Consider the following 15,831-nt stretch of genomic DNA (forward strand, 5'->3'; position numbering starts at 1 on the left):
GATCGTGAGTGCGGATTTCAGGGGATCGTGAGCAGAGATTTCAGACGATCGTGAGCAACGATTTCGCGGGATCGTGAGCAAGGCTTTCGGAGCCTTGCAGCGCTTCGGCCGACAACTCAACCGGCTTAGGGATGACCTCGTGGTTAACGAGGAAGTCCAATGCCTACCCAGAGATTGTCGATGCGCCGGATCAAGGAAGTCCTTCGGTTAAAACATTTTCAAGGCCTGCCAGAGCGGGCCATCGCGCGGAGCGTGGGCGTCAGCAACGGCGTTGTGCACAGCTACCTGAGCCGCGCCCGCTCTGCTGGGTTGAGCTGGCCGCTTCCGGAGGGAATGACCGATGAAGACCTGGAGCTTTTGCTTTTCCCGGCCCCACGACCAGCGTCTCAGAGCCCGCAGCGGCCGGTGCCCGACTGGAGCTACATCGATAAAGAGCTCCGCCGGCGCAACGTAACCCGTCGCCTGCTCTGGGAGGAGTATCGCGCCGTTAATCCCGACGGTTTCGGGTACACGTGGTTCTGCACTACCTACGAGGCCTGGAAGGGGCGGGTCCGACCTTCGATGCGGCAGATTCATCTGGGCGGCGAGAAGGTGTTCGTGGATTTCGCCGGCGACACCATCGACATCGTCGATCCCCTGACCGGGGAAGTGCAGCCGATGAAGCTGTTCGTCGCGGCGATGGGCGCTTCGAACTACACCTACGCCGAGGCCTGCCCCAGCGAGAGCTTGGCCGACTGGATCCGGGCCCACGTCAACTTGTTCACGTTTTTGAGCGGAACGCCGACGTTCGTGGTCTGCGACAACCTCAAAGCCGCCGTCAGCAACCCCGACCGCTACGATCCCGGCCTCAATCGCACTTATGCCGAGATGGCGAGCCATTACGGCACGGCCATTCTCGCCGCACGGCCGCGGCGCCCAAAAGACAAGGCGAAGGTCGAGGTCGCGGTGCAAATCGCCCAGCGCTGGATTCTGGCCCGGCTGCGCAATCAGCGCTTCTTTTCCCGGGCCGAGCTCAACGCCGCCATCAAGACACTCGTCGACGAACTCAATGCTCGTCAAATGCGTGGCTTCGGCTCAAGCCGCGCCGAACTGTTTGCCGAACTCGACAAACCCAAGCTAACCCCGCTGCCAGATCAGCCTTATGCCTTCGCACGCTGGAAGCGCTGCCGCCTCGCTCCCGATTATCATGTCGAGGTCGACGGCCATTGGTACTCCGCGCCGTATCGTCTGATTGGCGAGCTGGTCGATGCCCGTATCGACGATCGGACGGTCGAGATCTTCCACAAGGGCCAGCGGATCGCCAGCCATGCCCGCGCGCCCAACCGACGCGGACACACCACCATCGCCGACCACATGCCCAGCGCCCATCGCCGCTACGGCAAATGGACCCCCGCCGCGGTGATCGCCGCCGGCGAGCGGATCGGTCCTTCGACAGCAGCGTTTTTCCAGGCCGTGATCGACGCCCGCCCCCATCCAGAACAAGGCTTTCGAACCTGCCTTGGCATTCTGGCGCTCGTCAAAAGCTACGGCGCCGAACGCCTCGACGCAGCCTGCCGGAGGGGCATCCTCATCAAGGCGCGCTCCGTCGCCTCGATTAGATCGATCCTCCAGAACGGCCTCGATCGCACGTTCTTCGACGAATCTTTCGAGCACCAGCCCCTGCGCCACGGCAACATCCGCGGACGCGACTACTTCCACTGAAGCAAGGAGAGACCCGGCATGCTTAACCACCCAACCCACGAACGGCTGATCGAGCTTGGCCTGACCGGAATGGCCAAGGCCTTCGAGGAGCAGCGCCGATCGCCCGATCTCGAAGCCCTGCCGCCAAAACCATCACCCTTGACGGCCAACCAGAACACTGACTCTATCTCCCATCGGCCGTAGCGGGCTGCTCACGATCGTCTGAATTCAGTGCTCACGATCGCGCGAAATCGATGCTCACGATCCGTGAAATCCGCAGATCGCCGTCAGCGCCGCTGAACAGCAGTAGCCGGTCAGGCAGGACGTTTATGTTCGACCCCTTTAGCCAGCAAGGGGCCGGGGAGTTGAACGTCTTGAAGCGACATCTGCAAAGCACCGTACTTACATTACTTGATCGCAACACCAGCCAGCGCGAGATTCACCGGCTGACGGGTGTCGATCGCAAGACGATCCGGCGTTATCAGGCGCTGCGGGCCGGTGCGGAGGCAAATTCCCCCGGGGAAGTGACCACCGGCTCGGTGAGCGCGGACGGCCAAATTCCTCCACCCCGACCACCGGCTTTTGGGACATCGGAAGCGACGGTCACCAGCAGCCTGGCCCGTTCGGCTTGCGAAGCGCATCGGACGTGGATCGAAGAACAGGTCCGGCTGAAGCGGAACGCGCAGGCGATTTACCAGGACCTGGTTGATCAATTTGGCTTTCCGTCCAGCTACCAGAGTGTCAAGCGGTTTGTGCGCCGGTTGCGGCACGCTGATCCTGAGCAGTTTGATCGTCTTGAGTTCCTCCCCGGCGAGGAAGCTCAGGTCGACTATGGCGAGGGCGCGCCGACGGTTGATCCGAAGAGCGGGCGGTACCGTCGTCCCCGCCTGTTCGTGATGACGCTACGCTACTCGCGGCGCAGCTTCCGGCGGGTAGTCTGGAAGTCCAGCCAACAAGTCTGGGCGCAGCTCCACGAAGAGGCGTTCCGGTATTTTGGCGGGGTCCCCAGCTATGTCGTGCTCGACAACCTGAAGGAAGGCGTCCTCAAGCCGGATTTGTACGAGCCCCAGCTCAACCCGATTTACAGCGCGATGCTGGCTCATTACGCCGTGGTCGCCGATCCCGCGCGCGTGGCCGATCCAAATCGGAAAGGATGCGTCGAGAATGCGATTCAACATACCCAGGGCACTGCGCTGGCCGGACGGCGCTTCGAGACGCTGGAGGCGCAAAACGAGTTCTTGAGGCACTGGGAGGAGAACTGGGCTTCCAAACGCATCCACGGCAGCACGCGCCGTCAGGTCGAGGCGATGTTCCAGGAAGAGAAGCCGCACCTGCGGCCGCTGCCTGTCGCTCCCTTCCGCATCTTCACCGAAGTCGTCCGGACTGTCTGCGACGACACCACCGTACGCGTCGACAACAGCTATTACGCCGCGCGGCCCGCGCCGATCGGCAGCCAGGTCGTCGTGCGCATCTACACCACCACGATCGAGATCCGTGATCGCCACACCCGTGCGCTGCTGCGTGTTCATTCCCGGATGGCGCACCCCGGTTCTGTCGTCCTGCCGACCAGCGAACGGCCGTTCAACCCGTCGCGGCAAACCGCCGTGCTGCTGGCGAGCGCCGAGCGCATCGGACCGCAGACCAGGGCCTTGTGCCAGCAGGTGTTCGACACCGAAGGGCGCCCCGGACAGCGCGCGATGTGGGGCATTGTCGGGCTGGGCCGGAAGTATCCGGCGCGGCTGGTCGAGCAGGCCTGCGCGCACGCCATCGACAACCGCATCTACCGCTACAAGCACGTGCGTGCGACCGTCGAGCGGTTGTTCGAACAGGCGATCGAGCAGGTTGGAGTGACGCCACAGCCGGCATCGCCGCTCACCCAGGATCATCCGCTGATCCGTACCCCCGCGGAATACGGCGACCTCTTCAGCCGCGCTGTGCGGCGCGACGCCGACGACAATGGTCGGCAGGCCGAGGCTCACGACGATCACGCCACGGCAATCCGCGCTCGTGTCGCCTGCGCAACCCCGGCCAACTCCGGCGCCACGAGCGCTCCCGCTGCACCTTCTCACCTTAAACTGGAGACCTAGCCACATGATGACCATGCCGGAAATTGAGCGTTGCCTACGACAGCTGCGCCTGTCGGGTGTCCGCGACACGCTGCAGACGCGCGTGCTCCAGGCGCAGGGCGCCAACCAGCCCTTCCTCGAGACCTTCTCCCTTATCCTGCAGGATGAACTGGACCGTCGTCAGTCCCGTCTTATCGAGCGGCGATACCAGCAATCCGGGCTCGACGAAAAGCTGACGCTCGCCGAGTTCGACTGGTCCTTCAATCCCAAACTGCCACGTCAGACCTGCTTCCAGCTCCACACCCTGGCGTTCATTGCCGCTGGCGAGAACGCTCTGCTTGTTGGCAAACCTGGCACCGGGAAGTCGCACATCGCCAAGGCGATTGCCTATCAGGCGATCCTGCAAAGCCACAAGGTCCAGTATCTTGAGACCGACGACTTCTTCCACCGCTACGCCCTGAACTCTCCGGCACAACGCGAGGTCCGGCTGCGAACCATCATCGACTGCGATCTCCTCGTGCTGGACGATCTATTCCTCGCACGCGCCATCCCCGACGACGCCGGCACTTTGCTGCAGACCCTGATCCATCAGCGTTACAAACTGCGCCGCAGCGTCATCGTCACCTCCAATCGCGTCGTGCAGGATTGGGGGGCATACCTTGGGGACAACACTATGAGCACGACGATCCTCGATCGCCTTATGCATCATTGCCATCTGCTTGAGTTCGACGGACGCAGCTATCGGCTCAAAGAAGCCGCTGAAGCTCTTGCCCGGGAAACAAACTCAAACTAACAGTCCCTTGTCCTGCCTCGCGGGTGGAGGAATTTGACTGACCACACCCGGAGGAATTTGAAGTGACCCGCGGGGTCGACTACCGTGCCATCCGCGGGCTCGACCGCACGCTCTTTCTAAAACTCGCCGCCGGCGACTGGATCCGAGCGAGGCATAATCTCCTCGTCACTGGGCCATGCGGCGTCGGCAAGAGTTGGCTTGCTTGCGCCCTCGGCCACAAGGCCTGCCGGGACGACTTCGCCGTTGCCTACCATCGCGTCCCGCGTCTGTTCGCCGCTCTCGCACTGGGACGCGCCGACGGACGCTATACCAGGATGCTGCGGGCGATCGCACGACTTGATCTGCTGATCCTGGACGACTGGGGACCAGAACCTCTCGACGCCGACCAGCGCCGTGATTTGCTCGAAATCGTCGAGGATCGATACGAAGCCCGTTCGATCATCGTCACCAGCCAGCTGCCCGTCGATCGCTGGTACGAAATCATCGGAAACCCCACCATCGCCGACGCGATCCTCGATCGCCTCGTCCACAATGCCTACCGCATCGAACTCAAAGGAGAGAGCCTCAGGAAGCAGAAGCAACCCGCTCAAGATCAACCGGTCTCTTGACCTTCCCAGCCCTCGACGACATCATGAAATTGACCCATGCGAACGACGCCACGGGTGGCCGGCTTCAGATCGGAATACCCGGCCGGCTTCGAATTGGAATGCATGGCCGGCTTCGTTGGAATCCACAATCAGGATGTCGGCGACGCCGCGGTTCCTCAGATCGTTCATGACCTTGAGCCAGAATGTGGCGCCTTCGGTTTGCTCGATCCAAAGCCCGAGCACGTCTTTCTCGCCCGATGCAGTGATGCCCAGCACGACGTAGACTGCCTTGTTCTTGACCATCCCCTCATCGCGAATCTTGACCCTGAGCGCGTCGAAGAAGACCACCGGATAGATCGCTTCCAGCGGCCGGCTCTGCCATTCGCGGACCTCGTCGAGAATCGCGTCGGTGACCTTGCTGATCAGATCGGGGGACACCTCGGTGCCGTAGAGCTCGGCGAGATGGCCCTGGATCTCCCGTACCGTCATGCCCCGCCCGTAGAGACTGATGATCTTCTCGTCGAAGCCGTCGAAGCGGGGGGGGTCTGGCCCTTCGCGACGATCACCGGTTCGAACGTGCCGGCGCGGTCGCGCGGCACCTCGATCTCGATCTCGCCGTCGTCCGTCAACAGCGCTTTGCTGCTTGTGCCGTTGCGGCTGTTGCCCGACCCGCGGCCCGCCGGGTCGCCCTTCTCATAGCCAAGGTGGTGGGTCAGCTCCGCACCCAGTGCGCGCTCCAGAAGCGCCTTCTTCAGTCGTCTGAAAAGCCCGTCTTCGAGCTATCGCTGAAAGTTGGTGACGGCGGGAATCGGGAAGGCGGCATATCGTGGGGGTGCTTGACGCCTCCACTTCTCCACCGAAGGAGCGATATGCCGTGTCCAACGATAACGTCACCAAGCTGATTCAGCCAGGAGTGTTCGACGACCAACTCACCGAAATCTTGCGTAACGGGGCCCGCGCTCTGTTGGCGCAGGCGGTCGAGGCCGAGGTCGCGGACTTTCTCGGCAAGCATGCCGATGTGAAGACCGAGGACGGCCAGCAGCGTGTGGTCCGCCACGGTCACCTGCCGGAGCGCGAGGTGATGACCGGGATCGGTCCAGTCTCCGTCCGCCAGCCGCGTGTGCGCGATCGCGAGGCCGCCGCCGCCGATCCCGACCGTATCCGGTTCTCGCCATCGGTCGTGCCGCCCTACATGCGGCGGTCGAAGTCGATCGAGACGCTGCTGCCGATCCTCTATTTGAAGGGGATCTCGACCGGCGACTTCTCCGAGGCGCTGGCGGCGCTGCTCGGCAAGGATGCTGCCGGGTTGTCGGCATCCGCCGTTGGTCGCCTGAAGGACGGCTGGCTCGACGAGTACGCCGCGTGGCAAAAGCGCGATCTTTCGGCCAGGCGCTATGTCTACATCTGGGCCGATGGCATCCATCTCGAAGCTCGCCTCGAGGACGAGAAGCAGTGCATCCTGGTGCTGATCGGCGCGACGCCGGAAGGCCGCAAGGAACTGGTCGGCTTCACCGATGGCGCCCGCGAGAGCGCGCACGATTGGCGCGATCTGCTGCTCGATCTGAAGCGGCGTGGGCTCGACGTGTCGCCGCGGCTCGTCATTGCCGACGGCGCGCTCGGGTTCTGGAAGGCCGCCGGTGAGGTCTGGCCGACAACGCGCGAGCAGCGCGGGAGTGTCAGAAGTTTTGTGTAAGAGCGTCTCTGTGAGGGGTTTGCGGGGTCAGCGGACTGACCCCATGGGGTCAGTCCGCTGAGCCTGCAAAGCGCTCGCCGAACTGGATGGCAAACTGGCCCATTGCGGCCGTCCATGCAACCGGTCGTCGCCAATGGATGCCGGCATTTCTGATGGCGAGGTAAAGCAGCTTCATCGCCGCCTCGTCGTTGGGGAAGCTGCCGCGTGTTTTGATGATCTTGCGCAGCGAACGGTTCAGCGCCTCGACCGCGTTGGTGGTATAGATCATTTTGCGTATCTCCGGCGCGAAGGCGAAGAACGGAATGACGTGCTCCCACGCCCGGCGCCAGGCCGCCCCGATCGCGGGATAGCGCTTGCCCCACTCGGCTTCGAAGTCCTCGAGCCTGAGCAGAGCGGCGTCGGCATTCTCGGCATGATAGATCGCCTTGATCGAGGGAAGGATCGCCTTGCGATCCTTCCAGGACACGAAGGATAGGCTGTTGCGGATCAAATGCACGATGCAGGTCTGGACCATCGCCTTGGGAAAGACGCTGTTGATCGCCTCGGGAAAGCCCTTCAGACCGTCGACGACGGCGATCAGGATGTCGGCGACGCCGCGGTTCCTCAGATCGTTCATGACCTTGAGCCAGAATTTGGCGCCTTCGGTTTGCTCGATCCAAAGCCCGAGCACGTCTTTCTCGCCCGATGCAGTGATGCCCAGCACGACGTAGACTGCCTTGTTCTTGACCATCCCCTCATCGCGAATCTTGACCCTGAGCGCGTCGAAGAAGACCACCGGATAGATCGCTTCCAGCGGCCGGCTCTGCCATTCGCGGACCTCGTCGAGAATCGCGTCGGTGACCTTGCTGATCAGATCGGGGGACACCTCGGTGCCGTAGAGCTCGGCCAGATGGCCCTGGATCTCCCGTACCGTCATGCCCCGCCCGTAGAGACTGATGATCTTCTCGTCGAAGCCGTCGAAGCGGGTCTGGCCCTTCGCGACGATCACCGGTTCGAACGTGCCGGCGCGGTCGCGCGGCACCTCGATCTCGATCTCGCCGTCGTCCGTCAACAGCGCTTTGCTGCTTGTGCCGTTGCGGCTGTTGCCCGACCCGCGGCCCGCCGGGTCGCCCTTCTCATAGCCAAGGTGGTGGGTCAGCTCCGCACCCAGTGCGCGCTCCAGAAGCGCCTTCTTCAGTCGTCTGAAAAGCCCGTCTTCGCCGGCTAAGTCTTCTGGCTTGAGGCTGCCCCCGGCAAGAAGCTGGTCCAAAATCTCAGGTGAAAAATCCGTAGCCATGTGAGTCTCCTGTCAAAGGTAAACTCACAGAAACCATCTTACACCGAGTTACTGACACCCTCAGCAGCGCTGCTGGGTGCACAAGACCACCAACGTGCTCGCCAAGCTGCCAAAGAGCCAGCAGCCGAAAGCCAAACGCGCGCTGCAGGAGATTTGGATGGCGGAGTCCAAGGCCACCGCCGAGCTGGCATTCGACGCCTTCATCGAGAGCTACACACCCAAATACGAAAAGGCGGCCGACTGCCTCGGCAAGGATCGGGACACGCTGCTGGCTTTCTACGACTTCCCCGCCGAGCACTGGAAACACCTGCGGACGACCAATCCCATTGAAAGCACCTTCGCCACCGTGCGCCACCGCACGATCCGATCGAAGGGTTGCCTGTCCAACAGGACGGCGCTCGCGATGGTCTTCAAACTGGCCGAGGCCGCGCAGAAAAGTTGGCGTCGACTCGATGGTCACAACCAGTTGCCAAAACTCGTGCTCGGTGTGACATTCAACGACGGGATTGAGGTCATCGCCAAGCACGGCTGACCGTGAGCCCAAAACCGCCGCCGCCTGACCGGCCCGGCCGTCACCAAAATTTGGCGATAGCTCACCGTCTTCGCCGGCTAAGTCTTCTGGCTTGAGGCTGCCCCCGGCAAGAAGCTGGTCCAAAATCTCAGGTGAAAAATCCGTAGCCATGTGAGTCTCCTGTCAAAGGTAAACTCACAGAAACCATCTTACACCGAGTTACTGACACCCTCCGAACCGCAAGCTTCACGTCATCCTCGACAACCTCAACACCCATAAAAAGAACGAGGACTGGCTCAAGGCCCACCCCAACGTGCAATTTCATTTCACGCCGACAAGTGCGTCATGGCTCAATCAGGTCGAAGTATGGTTTTCCATCTTGCAGGGGCAGTCGCTCAGCGGCACCTCCTTCACGAGCCTCAAGCAGCTTCAGGAACACATCGATGCCTACGTCAACGCATACAACGACAGAGCCGAGCCCTTCGTCTGGACCAAGAAAAAGGTCCGTCAACGCCGTTTCAAAGGCCGCCGTATCACTCAGCTCTGATTCCGGGTACTAGGACGGCTCCGTGTAATGGGAGCGAAGGATAGCTTCCGCGGCGTCCCGTCTGGGCAGCGGAAGGAAAAACGATAGGTCGCCGGCCGTTGCGATCTCCTGGGCTATCTTTCTCACGCAATGATAGGGACGCCGGGAGCTGAAGTCGTGAAAGCCGATGATGGCTGTCGGCTTGCAATGCAAGACGGTCTGCGCAAAGCACGCAATCCTGAAGCGGCCATCGACAAGGTAGAGATCAGCGTCTGCACTCTGCTCATACCTCCAGATGGCCGAATGGTAATCAGGCCAGCGCGACTTGGTGGCACCATCGGTTGGAAAACCCCAATCGCCGGTGGGACCGATGTCGACAAGCATCAGCTCGGGTTGGGTCTGGCATTCGGCGCATGCGCTGCCCACGCGCTTCAACCATTCCTGAGAGGAGTCAACGGACCGTATCGAACGTTTGACGTACTTCGAAGCGAGAACGGTGCTGCCACCCGTGCCGAATTCCACGTAGTCGCGGCTGTTTCTGACAAACGACAGGAACAGAGCCGTTTCTTCCTCTGACATTCTTGGCAGCATGAGCGCCTCGCGTTCAGGTGGACGCGGCAAGAGAGGCCTCACCGCCGTACGACGCGATCCTTGAAACCGAGTGACGGTTAATCATGAATTCAGTGAGACGACGCGGTTCGGCGACGACTCATTGACGCTATTGACTCAGTCCGACCCGCTTGGTCTGATATCCGCGCTCCAGGATCGCCTGCCACCACGGCTTCTGCTCGATATACCAGCGCACCGTCTTGTCGATGCCACTCTCGAAATTCTCCACCGCGCTCCAGCCGAGATCGCGTTCGAGCTTGGAGGCGTCGATGGCGTAGCGGCGGTCGTGGCCGGGGCGGTCGGTGACAAAGGAGATCAGGCGGCGGCGCGGGCCGTCCGTGCTCGGGGCGAGGTCGTCGAGCAAGTCGCAGATCGTCTCCACCACATGCAGATTGGTCCGCTCGTTCCGGCCACCGATATTATAGGTCTCGCCGACGGCTCCGTGCTCGAGCACGAGTGTGAGGGCCTTGGCGTGATCCTCGACATAGAGCCAATCGCGAACGTTTTTTCCATCGCCGTAGACGGGAAGCTGCACTCCGGCCAGACCCTTAATGATCATGTGCGGGATCAGCTTTTCCGGGAAGTGATAGGGGCCGTAATTGTTCGAGCAGTTGGTCAGGAGCGTCGGCAGCTCGTAAGTCTTATGCCAGGCGCGCACCAAGTGGTCGGATGAAGCTTTGCTTGCGGAGTAGGGTGAATTGGGCGAGTAGGGCGTGTTTTCCGTGAAGAAGCCGTCCTCGCCGAGCGAGCCGAATACTTCATCCGTGGAGATATGCTGGAAGCGGAACCGCGCCCGCTTGTCCGGACACAGCGCCCTCCAGTAGCGTAGGGCTTCCTGGAGCAGTGTGAACGTTCCTACAATATTGGTTTGGATGAATTCGCCGGGGCCGTCGATCGAGCGGTCGACGTGGCTCTCTGCGGCAAGGTTCAACACAGCGTCGGGCTGATAGCGCTCGAACAGTCGGCGTACACCGGGCGCGTCGCAGATGCATTGCTTCTCGAAGGCGTAGTTCGTTTTCGTCGCGCCGGTCAGGGGAGAAAGGACCGCGGCGTAGGTGAGCTTGTCGAGGTTGACGACGCGTGCGTGGCTATTACGCAGGAGATGTCGTACGACCGCGGAGCCGATGAACCCGGCCCCACCCGTCACGAAGATGGTGATCCCCTTCAAACGCATGATCAATCTACTCCGTCTGCCGAATCAGTCTGCTCGGTGCGCGCGTGCGACAGATTGTAGATATTCGCCGTAGCTGCTCTTGGCGGTTTTCGCAGCCACCCGCTCGAACGCTTGAATCGTAATGTAGCCCTGTCGCAAAGCGATTTCTTCTGGGCAGGCGATGCGCAGGCCCTGGCGTTGCTCGAGGATCTGGACGAAATGGCTGGCTTCGACGAGCGAGGAATGCGTACCGGTGTCGAGCCAGGCAAAGCCGCGACCGAGCACGTCCACGTAGAGATCGCCCCGTTCCATATAGACCTCGTTGACGTCCGTAATCTCGATCTCGCCACGAGCCGACGGCTTGATGCATGCGGCAATGTCGAGCACGTCGTTGTCGTAGAAGTAGAGGCCGGTCACCGCGACGTTGGACTTCGGCTGTTTCGGCTTCTCCTCTATCGAAAGCGCGCGGCCGGCCTGATCGAGCTCGACCACGCCATATTGCTCGGGTGTGTTGACGACATAACCGAATATGGTAGCGCCTTTATTGCGCAGGGATGCCTTAGTTAACATTCCCGGCAGGTTGTGCCCGTAGAAAATGTTATCACCTAACACAAGGGCGACCGGATCGTCGCCGATGAAATGCCGTCCGACGATGAACGCGTCGGCAATTCCGCGCGGCGTCGCTTGCGTCGCGTAGGAGAAACGCAAACCGATTTCGCTGCCATCGCCGAGCAGGCGCTCGAAAAGCGCCTTGTCGTGCGGCGTGGAGATGATCAAGATTTCCCTAATTCCGCCCAGCATTAGCGTGGAGAGCGGATAGTAGATCATAGGTTTATCGAAGACCGGCAGAAGTTGCTTCGAAACGACGGTCGTCACGGGATAGAGGCGAGAGCCGGTGCCGCCTGCGAGAATGATGCCTTTCATTGCTCCTCACAGTTTACTTATCACAAGCATACCATATAATGTGAAGAGTGCAAGTTAGTGCGGACGCCGAGAGAATCGGGTCGGTCGGCAAACTCAAAGTGCTGCGGAATGAATGTGATCCGGACCGAGCTCCCCGAAGTTCTCATCATCGAGCCCAAGTTCTTCGGCGACGACCGTGGCTTCTTCGTCGAGAGCTATCAATTGACTCGTTACAACACATGCGGTATCACGCGACGCTTCGTGCAGGACAACATGTCCCGTTCGCGTTACGGCGTGCTGCGGGGTCTGCATCTGCAAAATCCCATTACCCAGGGCAAACTAGCCGCCGTGCTGCGGGGCAAGGTGCTCGACGTCGCTGTCGACACCCGCGTCGGCAGCCCTAATTTCGGACGTCACGTTGCCGTCGAGTTGAGCGAGCAGAACCGGCGCCAGCTATGGGTTCCGCGCGGCTTCGCGCATGGTTTCCTGGTGCTCTCACAGGTCGCGGACTTTTTCTACAAATGCGATGATTTCTCTAATCCGGAGCACGAGGTTTCGATCCGCTGGGACGACCCGGCGATCGGTATCAACTGGGGTATCGAAAAGCCGTCGCTCTCGGCCAAGGACGCGGACGCGCCGCTGCTTGCCGACATCAAAAACCTTCCATTGTATGGGCAAGTCTGATGCGGATACTGTTGACGGGAACCGGCGGGCAGGTCGGAGGTGCATTGCAATCACTCCTGGCTCGACGGGGCACAATCATCGCGCCTGACCTCAATAAGTTCGATCTGTCGAAGCCTGACAGACTCGTCAGGGCGCTCGACACGTTCCAGCCGGATCTCATCATCAACCCCGCGGCCTATACCGCCGTGGATCGCGCCGAGGACGAACGCGAGCTCGCATTCCGCATCAATGCCGGGGGACCCGAGGTGATCGCCAAATGGGCTGCAAAACGTTGCGTGCCGCTGGTGCATTTTTCCACAGACTACGTCTTCGATGGCTCTGGGAATGCGCCATGGCGCGAGGATAGCCCAACGGGGCCGTTGTCGGTCTACGGCGCGAGCAAGCTTGCCGGTGACACTGCCATTTGCGCAGCAGGCGGTCCGCATCTAATTGCACGTACCTCTTGGGTCTACGCCGCCAAGGGCGCCAACTTCCTACGCACCATCGCGCGGCTTGCGGCGGAGCGCAAAGAGCTACGCATCGTTGGTGACCAGATCGGCGCGCCGACCACTGCGAGAACGGTCGCCAACGCCATTGCGGATATCGCGCTGCCAAATCTGTCGAACCTGAATGAGCTCTTTGCGCGCAAAGGCGGCGTCGTCAATCTCGTCTGCGCCGGCGAGACAAGTTGGCATGGCTTTGCCAGCGCGATCGTCGCCGGCCTTAGGTCGCGCGGCCTAAGGCTCGAGGTGGAACGCGTCATTCCGATCGCCACGGCCGATTTCCCGACCAAGGCGATACGGCCCGGCAATTCGCGGCTCGACCTGTCGCGCCTGAAGAGACAGTTTGGAGTGACCACGCCGAATTGGCATGAGGCGTTACCGGTCGAGCTCGACGATTTCGTTGCCTTGCAAGAAAACGCAGCACGCGCCGAGCCGGCGCGCAGCTCCCGCACCGAGCCTATTCGTGATTGAACGGCGGATCAGCGAAGGGAGCGCGCAGCGGCTGAATGACGAAGAGGCGCCGCATCAGAACCCCAACGGCACGTCACGCGCCGATTCGAGATGATTGTAGCGAGGGGCGCGCGGCCCGGGCGGCCAGGCGAGGCCGCTGTAGGGAATCCCATCGCGTGAGAGCTGCGGATTGTAGGCAGGGTCCTCGTTGAGCCATTCACCCCAGCGCGCCCGAAGCAGATTAAGTTCATGCTCGAACCGGCCGCGCCGGTCGGCGCGATCATCCCGCCCGCGGCTGGCTGATTCGGCGTGAACCAACTTCGCATGCGGCGTGAAAACGATTCGCTTGCCCGCTTGGCGCAACCGCAAGCAATAGTCGACGTCATTGAAGGCGATCGCGAAGCGCGACTCGTCCATCCCGCCAACGGCAAGATAGTCTCTGCGTCTGGTGGCGAGGCAGGCCGCAGTCACGGCGCTGCATTCGTGCGCCACAAGGAGCTGATCGAGAAACCCGGGATCATCACCGAATCTATCGGTAAAAGCGTGAGTCGCCGCGAAATTCATTCCCAGGACGACACCGCCATGCTGAACGACGCCACCAGGCCAAGTCAGGAGCGCGCCGACCGCACCGACATCAGGCTCGGCAAGCCGCGTGAGCATCTCCTCGAGCCAGTCTTTGGAACTCGCCTCGATGTCGTTGTTGAGGAGACAGAGCACGTCACTGTCGAGTGTTGCTGCGGCGTGATTGTTCAGCCTCGCGAAATTGAAGGGACCTTCGACCCGCAAAGTCCGTACGCCGCGTCTCGCCAAGCCCGCAAGATAGGCGATCGTCTTGGGGTCGACACTGTCATTGTCGACAACGAGAATATCTGCGCGGCAGAACTCGACCGCCGGCGCGATGCTGTCGATACAGGTCCGCAAGAGCGGGAGACCGTCTCGGGTCGGGATGACCACTGTCACGCGCTGGTGCGGAATCGCTCGACCAATTCGAACCGCAGGAAACAGGTTAACTTGTTGCGGGGTTACATCGGCACTGACGGCACGTGCGTCGAGGTGCATTTGGCTCGCCGCGGCGAGCAGACGGCTGGCGTACGTTCGATCGAGGTTAGGAAGCGTCGCCAGAGCTCCCGGCAGATGAAGGATGTTGTCCTCACGTGGACCAGCGTGATCGAGCAAGCAGTTGAAGAGGCGGTAAAGATTGTCGGGACGGGTCTCAAGGCCGGCGAGCAGGGCGTCTCGTCGTACAGCAAACAGATGCGCACAATAGCCTTGCTCTAGCATCCTTTCGTAATCGAATGCAGGAAAGGCCAGCGGCCAGAGCCGGCCATCCTCGGCGAGAAAATCGAGGTCGCCGTACAAGGCGATCGCCTCCGGATAGGCGTCGAATGCTGCGGCAATGCGGGCCAGGGCATTCGGCTCGAGCACCACACCCGCCATCGCGATGACGACGTGATGTGAATCGGATGCGGCGCTGTCCAGAAACTCCAACAGAGCGTCGCTGTCGACGGACAGTAGCTCGCCGTCAATCACGCCTGCCGTCCAGCTTTCGTGGGTCTGAATCGAGAGCGCGGCGAGCGTCTGCTCCGCGCCGGGCGCGCCGGCGACGACGACCGCGAGCGAAAGGCCACTTGCTCGCGGCATCGGCAGCGGGAAGCGATCGCACCAATTCACGTAGTCGGAGAACGGAAGCGAGGCGGGAATCAGTTGATCATACAGCTGACCGCGCAGGCGCTCGGCACCGTAGCCGCCGAGCGCGTCGATCATTCCGGCAAGGCCGTCGGGAAAGGCGACAAAGACGGCCGTCGATGGAATTGGCTCACCGTCCTCTCTGCGCAACGAAACGCGGTGAACGCGGCCGTCGGCAAAGCGTCGCGGGGCGTGGAAATCAAAGGCGCGCGCATTCCGGTGTGCCGCAGCTTCCCCAACATGCGTCCAAGCGGTTGCATTAACCTGAGCGACGGCCTCTCCGTCGACGATTGCCTCCAGAAAGAGCGCGGAGTCGCTATCGATCCAGCCCTGGAAATGGAGGCCGCCGAGCCAGCGCAACTGGCACGTTTTGCGCAGATCGGCGCGATTTGCGCCCTCGCTCTCCAAATTGACCGATTGGCCGACAGGCGTGCCGAGATTGGCCAGGCGGGCCTCGAGCGTGCGTGCAGCGCGCAGCAGATCGGGCTCAATCGTGATCGCGAATCCGCAACTCGCCTGGTGCGCTTGTTCAGCAAGCTCGGGAACGAAGGCGTCGGCATAGGTTGTGCTGAACACCAGGCCGTCGAGCAAAATTTCTATGCTATAGCGGCGCTCCGGCTCCTGGGCGTCGTAGACGAAGCCGGACAACGTACCATCGCGCGCGAGCTCGAGCCGGCTGACGAGCTTTGGTCTGATCGTCCGTTCGGATGGCTGGCGGGACAGACGCGACAT

10 protein-coding genes and 6 pseudogenes are annotated in these 15,831 nt (G+C 61.5%); 10 read left to right on the forward strand and 6 right to left on the reverse strand.

The annotated features are described in order from the left end of the window. Window positions 1-159: 159 nt before the first annotated feature. The 5 genes and pseudogenes from istA (ABIF91_RS44610) to istB (ABIF91_RS44630) form a co-directional block, all read left to right on the forward strand. On the forward strand, window positions 160-1,701 hold the full coding sequence (istA, locus tag ABIF91_RS44610) for an IS21-like element ISFK1 family transposase (RefSeq protein ID WP_060907903.1): 1,542 nt from the start codon (window positions 160-162) through the stop codon (window positions 1,699-1,701). 18 nt (window positions 1,702-1,719) lie between these two features. Then, window positions 1,720-1,824, forward strand: a pseudogene (locus tag ABIF91_RS44615) (IS21-like element ISFK1 family helper ATPase IstB); the annotation flags it as partial. A 185-nt stretch (window positions 1,825-2,009) separates the two neighbouring features. Next, on the forward strand, window positions 2,010-3,767 hold the full coding sequence (gene istA / locus ABIF91_RS44620) for an IS21-like element IS1631 family transposase (RefSeq protein ID WP_100214066.1): 1,758 nt from the start codon (window positions 2,010-2,012) through the stop codon (window positions 3,765-3,767). Window positions 3,768-3,771: 4 nt separating this feature from the next. Beyond that, window positions 3,772-4,539, forward strand: coding sequence for an IS21-like element IS1631 family helper ATPase IstB (gene istB, locus ABIF91_RS44625; RefSeq protein WP_038952109.1), 768 nt, complete (start codon window positions 3,772-3,774; stop codon window positions 4,537-4,539). A 74-nt stretch (window positions 4,540-4,613) separates the two neighbouring features. Further along, a pseudogene (istB, locus tag ABIF91_RS44630) lies at window positions 4,614-5,147 on the forward strand (IS21-like element helper ATPase IstB); the annotation flags it as partial. Window positions 5,148-5,273: 126 nt separating this feature from the next. Here the strand turns inward: istB (ABIF91_RS44630) and ABIF91_RS44635 are convergent. Continuing rightward, a pseudogene (locus ABIF91_RS44635) lies at window positions 5,274-5,902 on the reverse strand (IS256 family transposase); the annotation flags it as partial. A 98-nt stretch (window positions 5,903-6,000) separates the two neighbouring features. Between ABIF91_RS44635 and ABIF91_RS44640 the strand changes: the two are divergent. After that, window positions 6,001-6,795, forward strand: a pseudogene (locus tag ABIF91_RS44640) (IS256 family transposase); the annotation flags it as partial. Window positions 6,796-6,868: 73 nt separating this feature from the next. Here ABIF91_RS44640 and ABIF91_RS44645 read toward each other — a convergent pair. Further along, window positions 6,869-8,095, reverse strand: a complete 1,227-nt coding sequence (locus tag ABIF91_RS44645; protein ID WP_038960272.1) for an IS256 family transposase — start codon at window positions 8,093-8,095, stop codon at window positions 6,869-6,871. 61 nt (window positions 8,096-8,156) lie between these two features. On the opposite strand from ABIF91_RS44645, the pseudogene ABIF91_RS44650 reads away from it, so the two are divergent. Beyond that, a pseudogene (locus ABIF91_RS44650) lies at window positions 8,157-8,655 on the forward strand (transposase); the annotation flags it as partial. 183 nt (window positions 8,656-8,838) lie between these two features. Further along, window positions 8,839-9,153: pseudogene (locus ABIF91_RS44655) on the forward strand (transposase); the annotation flags it as partial. 9 nt (window positions 9,154-9,162) lie between these two features. Here ABIF91_RS44655 and ABIF91_RS44660 read toward each other — a convergent pair. The 3 genes from ABIF91_RS44660 to rfbA all read right to left on the reverse strand — a co-directional run bounded on the left by ABIF91_RS44660 (window position 9,163) and on the right by rfbA (window position 11,818). Next, the gene (locus tag ABIF91_RS44660; protein WP_225006010.1) at window positions 9,163-9,723 is read right to left on the reverse strand and encodes a hypothetical protein; all 561 of its coding nucleotides are present in this window, start codon (window positions 9,721-9,723) and stop codon (window positions 9,163-9,165) included. Window positions 9,724-9,850: 127 nt separating this feature from the next. Beyond that, entirely contained in the window at window positions 9,851-10,915 is a 1,065-nt protein-coding gene (gene rfbB / locus ABIF91_RS44665; protein ID WP_028153761.1) for a dTDP-glucose 4,6-dehydratase, read from the reverse strand. A gap of 24 nt (window positions 10,916-10,939) precedes the next feature. Next, a complete protein-coding gene (gene rfbA, locus ABIF91_RS44670) occupies window positions 10,940-11,818 on the reverse strand; it encodes a glucose-1-phosphate thymidylyltransferase RfbA (protein WP_028180435.1) in 879 nt (292 codons plus the stop codon). A 108-nt stretch (window positions 11,819-11,926) separates the two neighbouring features. Between rfbA and rfbC the strand changes: the two genes are divergently transcribed. Both rfbC and rfbD read left to right on the forward strand, forming a co-directional pair. Next, the gene (gene rfbC / locus ABIF91_RS44675) at window positions 11,927-12,481 is read left to right on the forward strand and encodes a dTDP-4-dehydrorhamnose 3,5-epimerase (RefSeq protein WP_028180436.1); all 555 of its coding nucleotides are present in this window, start codon (window positions 11,927-11,929) and stop codon (window positions 12,479-12,481) included. Continuing rightward, complete coding sequence (gene rfbD / locus ABIF91_RS44680) at window positions 12,481-13,434, forward strand: dTDP-4-dehydrorhamnose reductase (RefSeq protein WP_028153757.1); 954 nt, start codon at window positions 12,481-12,483, stop codon at window positions 13,432-13,434. The genes rfbC and rfbD overlap by 1 nt, the downstream gene beginning before the upstream one ends. Before the next feature lie 54 nt (window positions 13,435-13,488). Here the strand turns inward: rfbD and ABIF91_RS44685 are convergent, their stop codons facing one another. Next, window positions 13,489-15,831, reverse strand: coding sequence for a glycosyltransferase family 2 protein (locus ABIF91_RS44685; protein ID WP_038945154.1), 2,343 nt, complete (start codon window positions 15,829-15,831; stop codon window positions 13,489-13,491).

This window comes from Bradyrhizobium sp. USDA 241, assembly GCF_049739505.1.
Lineage (GTDB): Bacteria > Pseudomonadota > Alphaproteobacteria > Rhizobiales > Xanthobacteraceae > Bradyrhizobium > Bradyrhizobium liaoningense.

What these genes read in the sequence shown, in the direction of transcription:
- istA (WP_060907903.1), top strand. Translation starts at nt 160, where the DNA reads ATGCCTACCCAGAGATTGTCGATGCGCCGGATCAAGGAAGTCCTTCGG.
- istA (WP_100214066.1), top strand. Translation starts at nt 2,010, where the DNA reads ATGTTCGACCCCTTTAGCCAGCAAGGGGCCGGGGAGTTGAACGTCTTG.
- istB (WP_038952109.1), top strand. Translation starts at nt 3,772, where the DNA reads ATGATGACCATGCCGGAAATTGAGCGTTGCCTACGACAGCTGCGCCTG.
- ABIF91_RS44645 (WP_038960272.1), bottom strand. Translation starts at nt 8,095, where the DNA reads ATGGCTACGGATTTTTCACCTGAGATTTTGGACCAGCTTCTTGCCGGG.
- ABIF91_RS44660 (WP_225006010.1), bottom strand. Translation starts at nt 9,723, where the DNA reads ATGCTGCCAAGAATGTCAGAGGAAGAAACGGCTCTGTTCCTGTCGTTT.
- rfbB (WP_028153761.1), bottom strand. Translation starts at nt 10,915, where the DNA reads ATGCGTTTGAAGGGGATCACCATCTTCGTGACGGGTGGGGCCGGGTTC.
- rfbA (WP_028180435.1), bottom strand. Translation starts at nt 11,818, where the DNA reads ATGAAAGGCATCATTCTCGCAGGCGGCACCGGCTCTCGCCTCTATCCC.
- rfbC (WP_028180436.1), top strand. Translation starts at nt 11,927, where the DNA reads ATGAATGTGATCCGGACCGAGCTCCCCGAAGTTCTCATCATCGAGCCC.
- rfbD (WP_028153757.1), top strand. Translation starts at nt 12,481, where the DNA reads ATGCGGATACTGTTGACGGGAACCGGCGGGCAGGTCGGAGGTGCATTG.
- ABIF91_RS44685 (WP_038945154.1), bottom strand. Translation starts at nt 15,831, where the DNA reads ATGTCGCGTCTGTCCCGCCAGCCATCCGAACGGACGATCAGACCAAAG.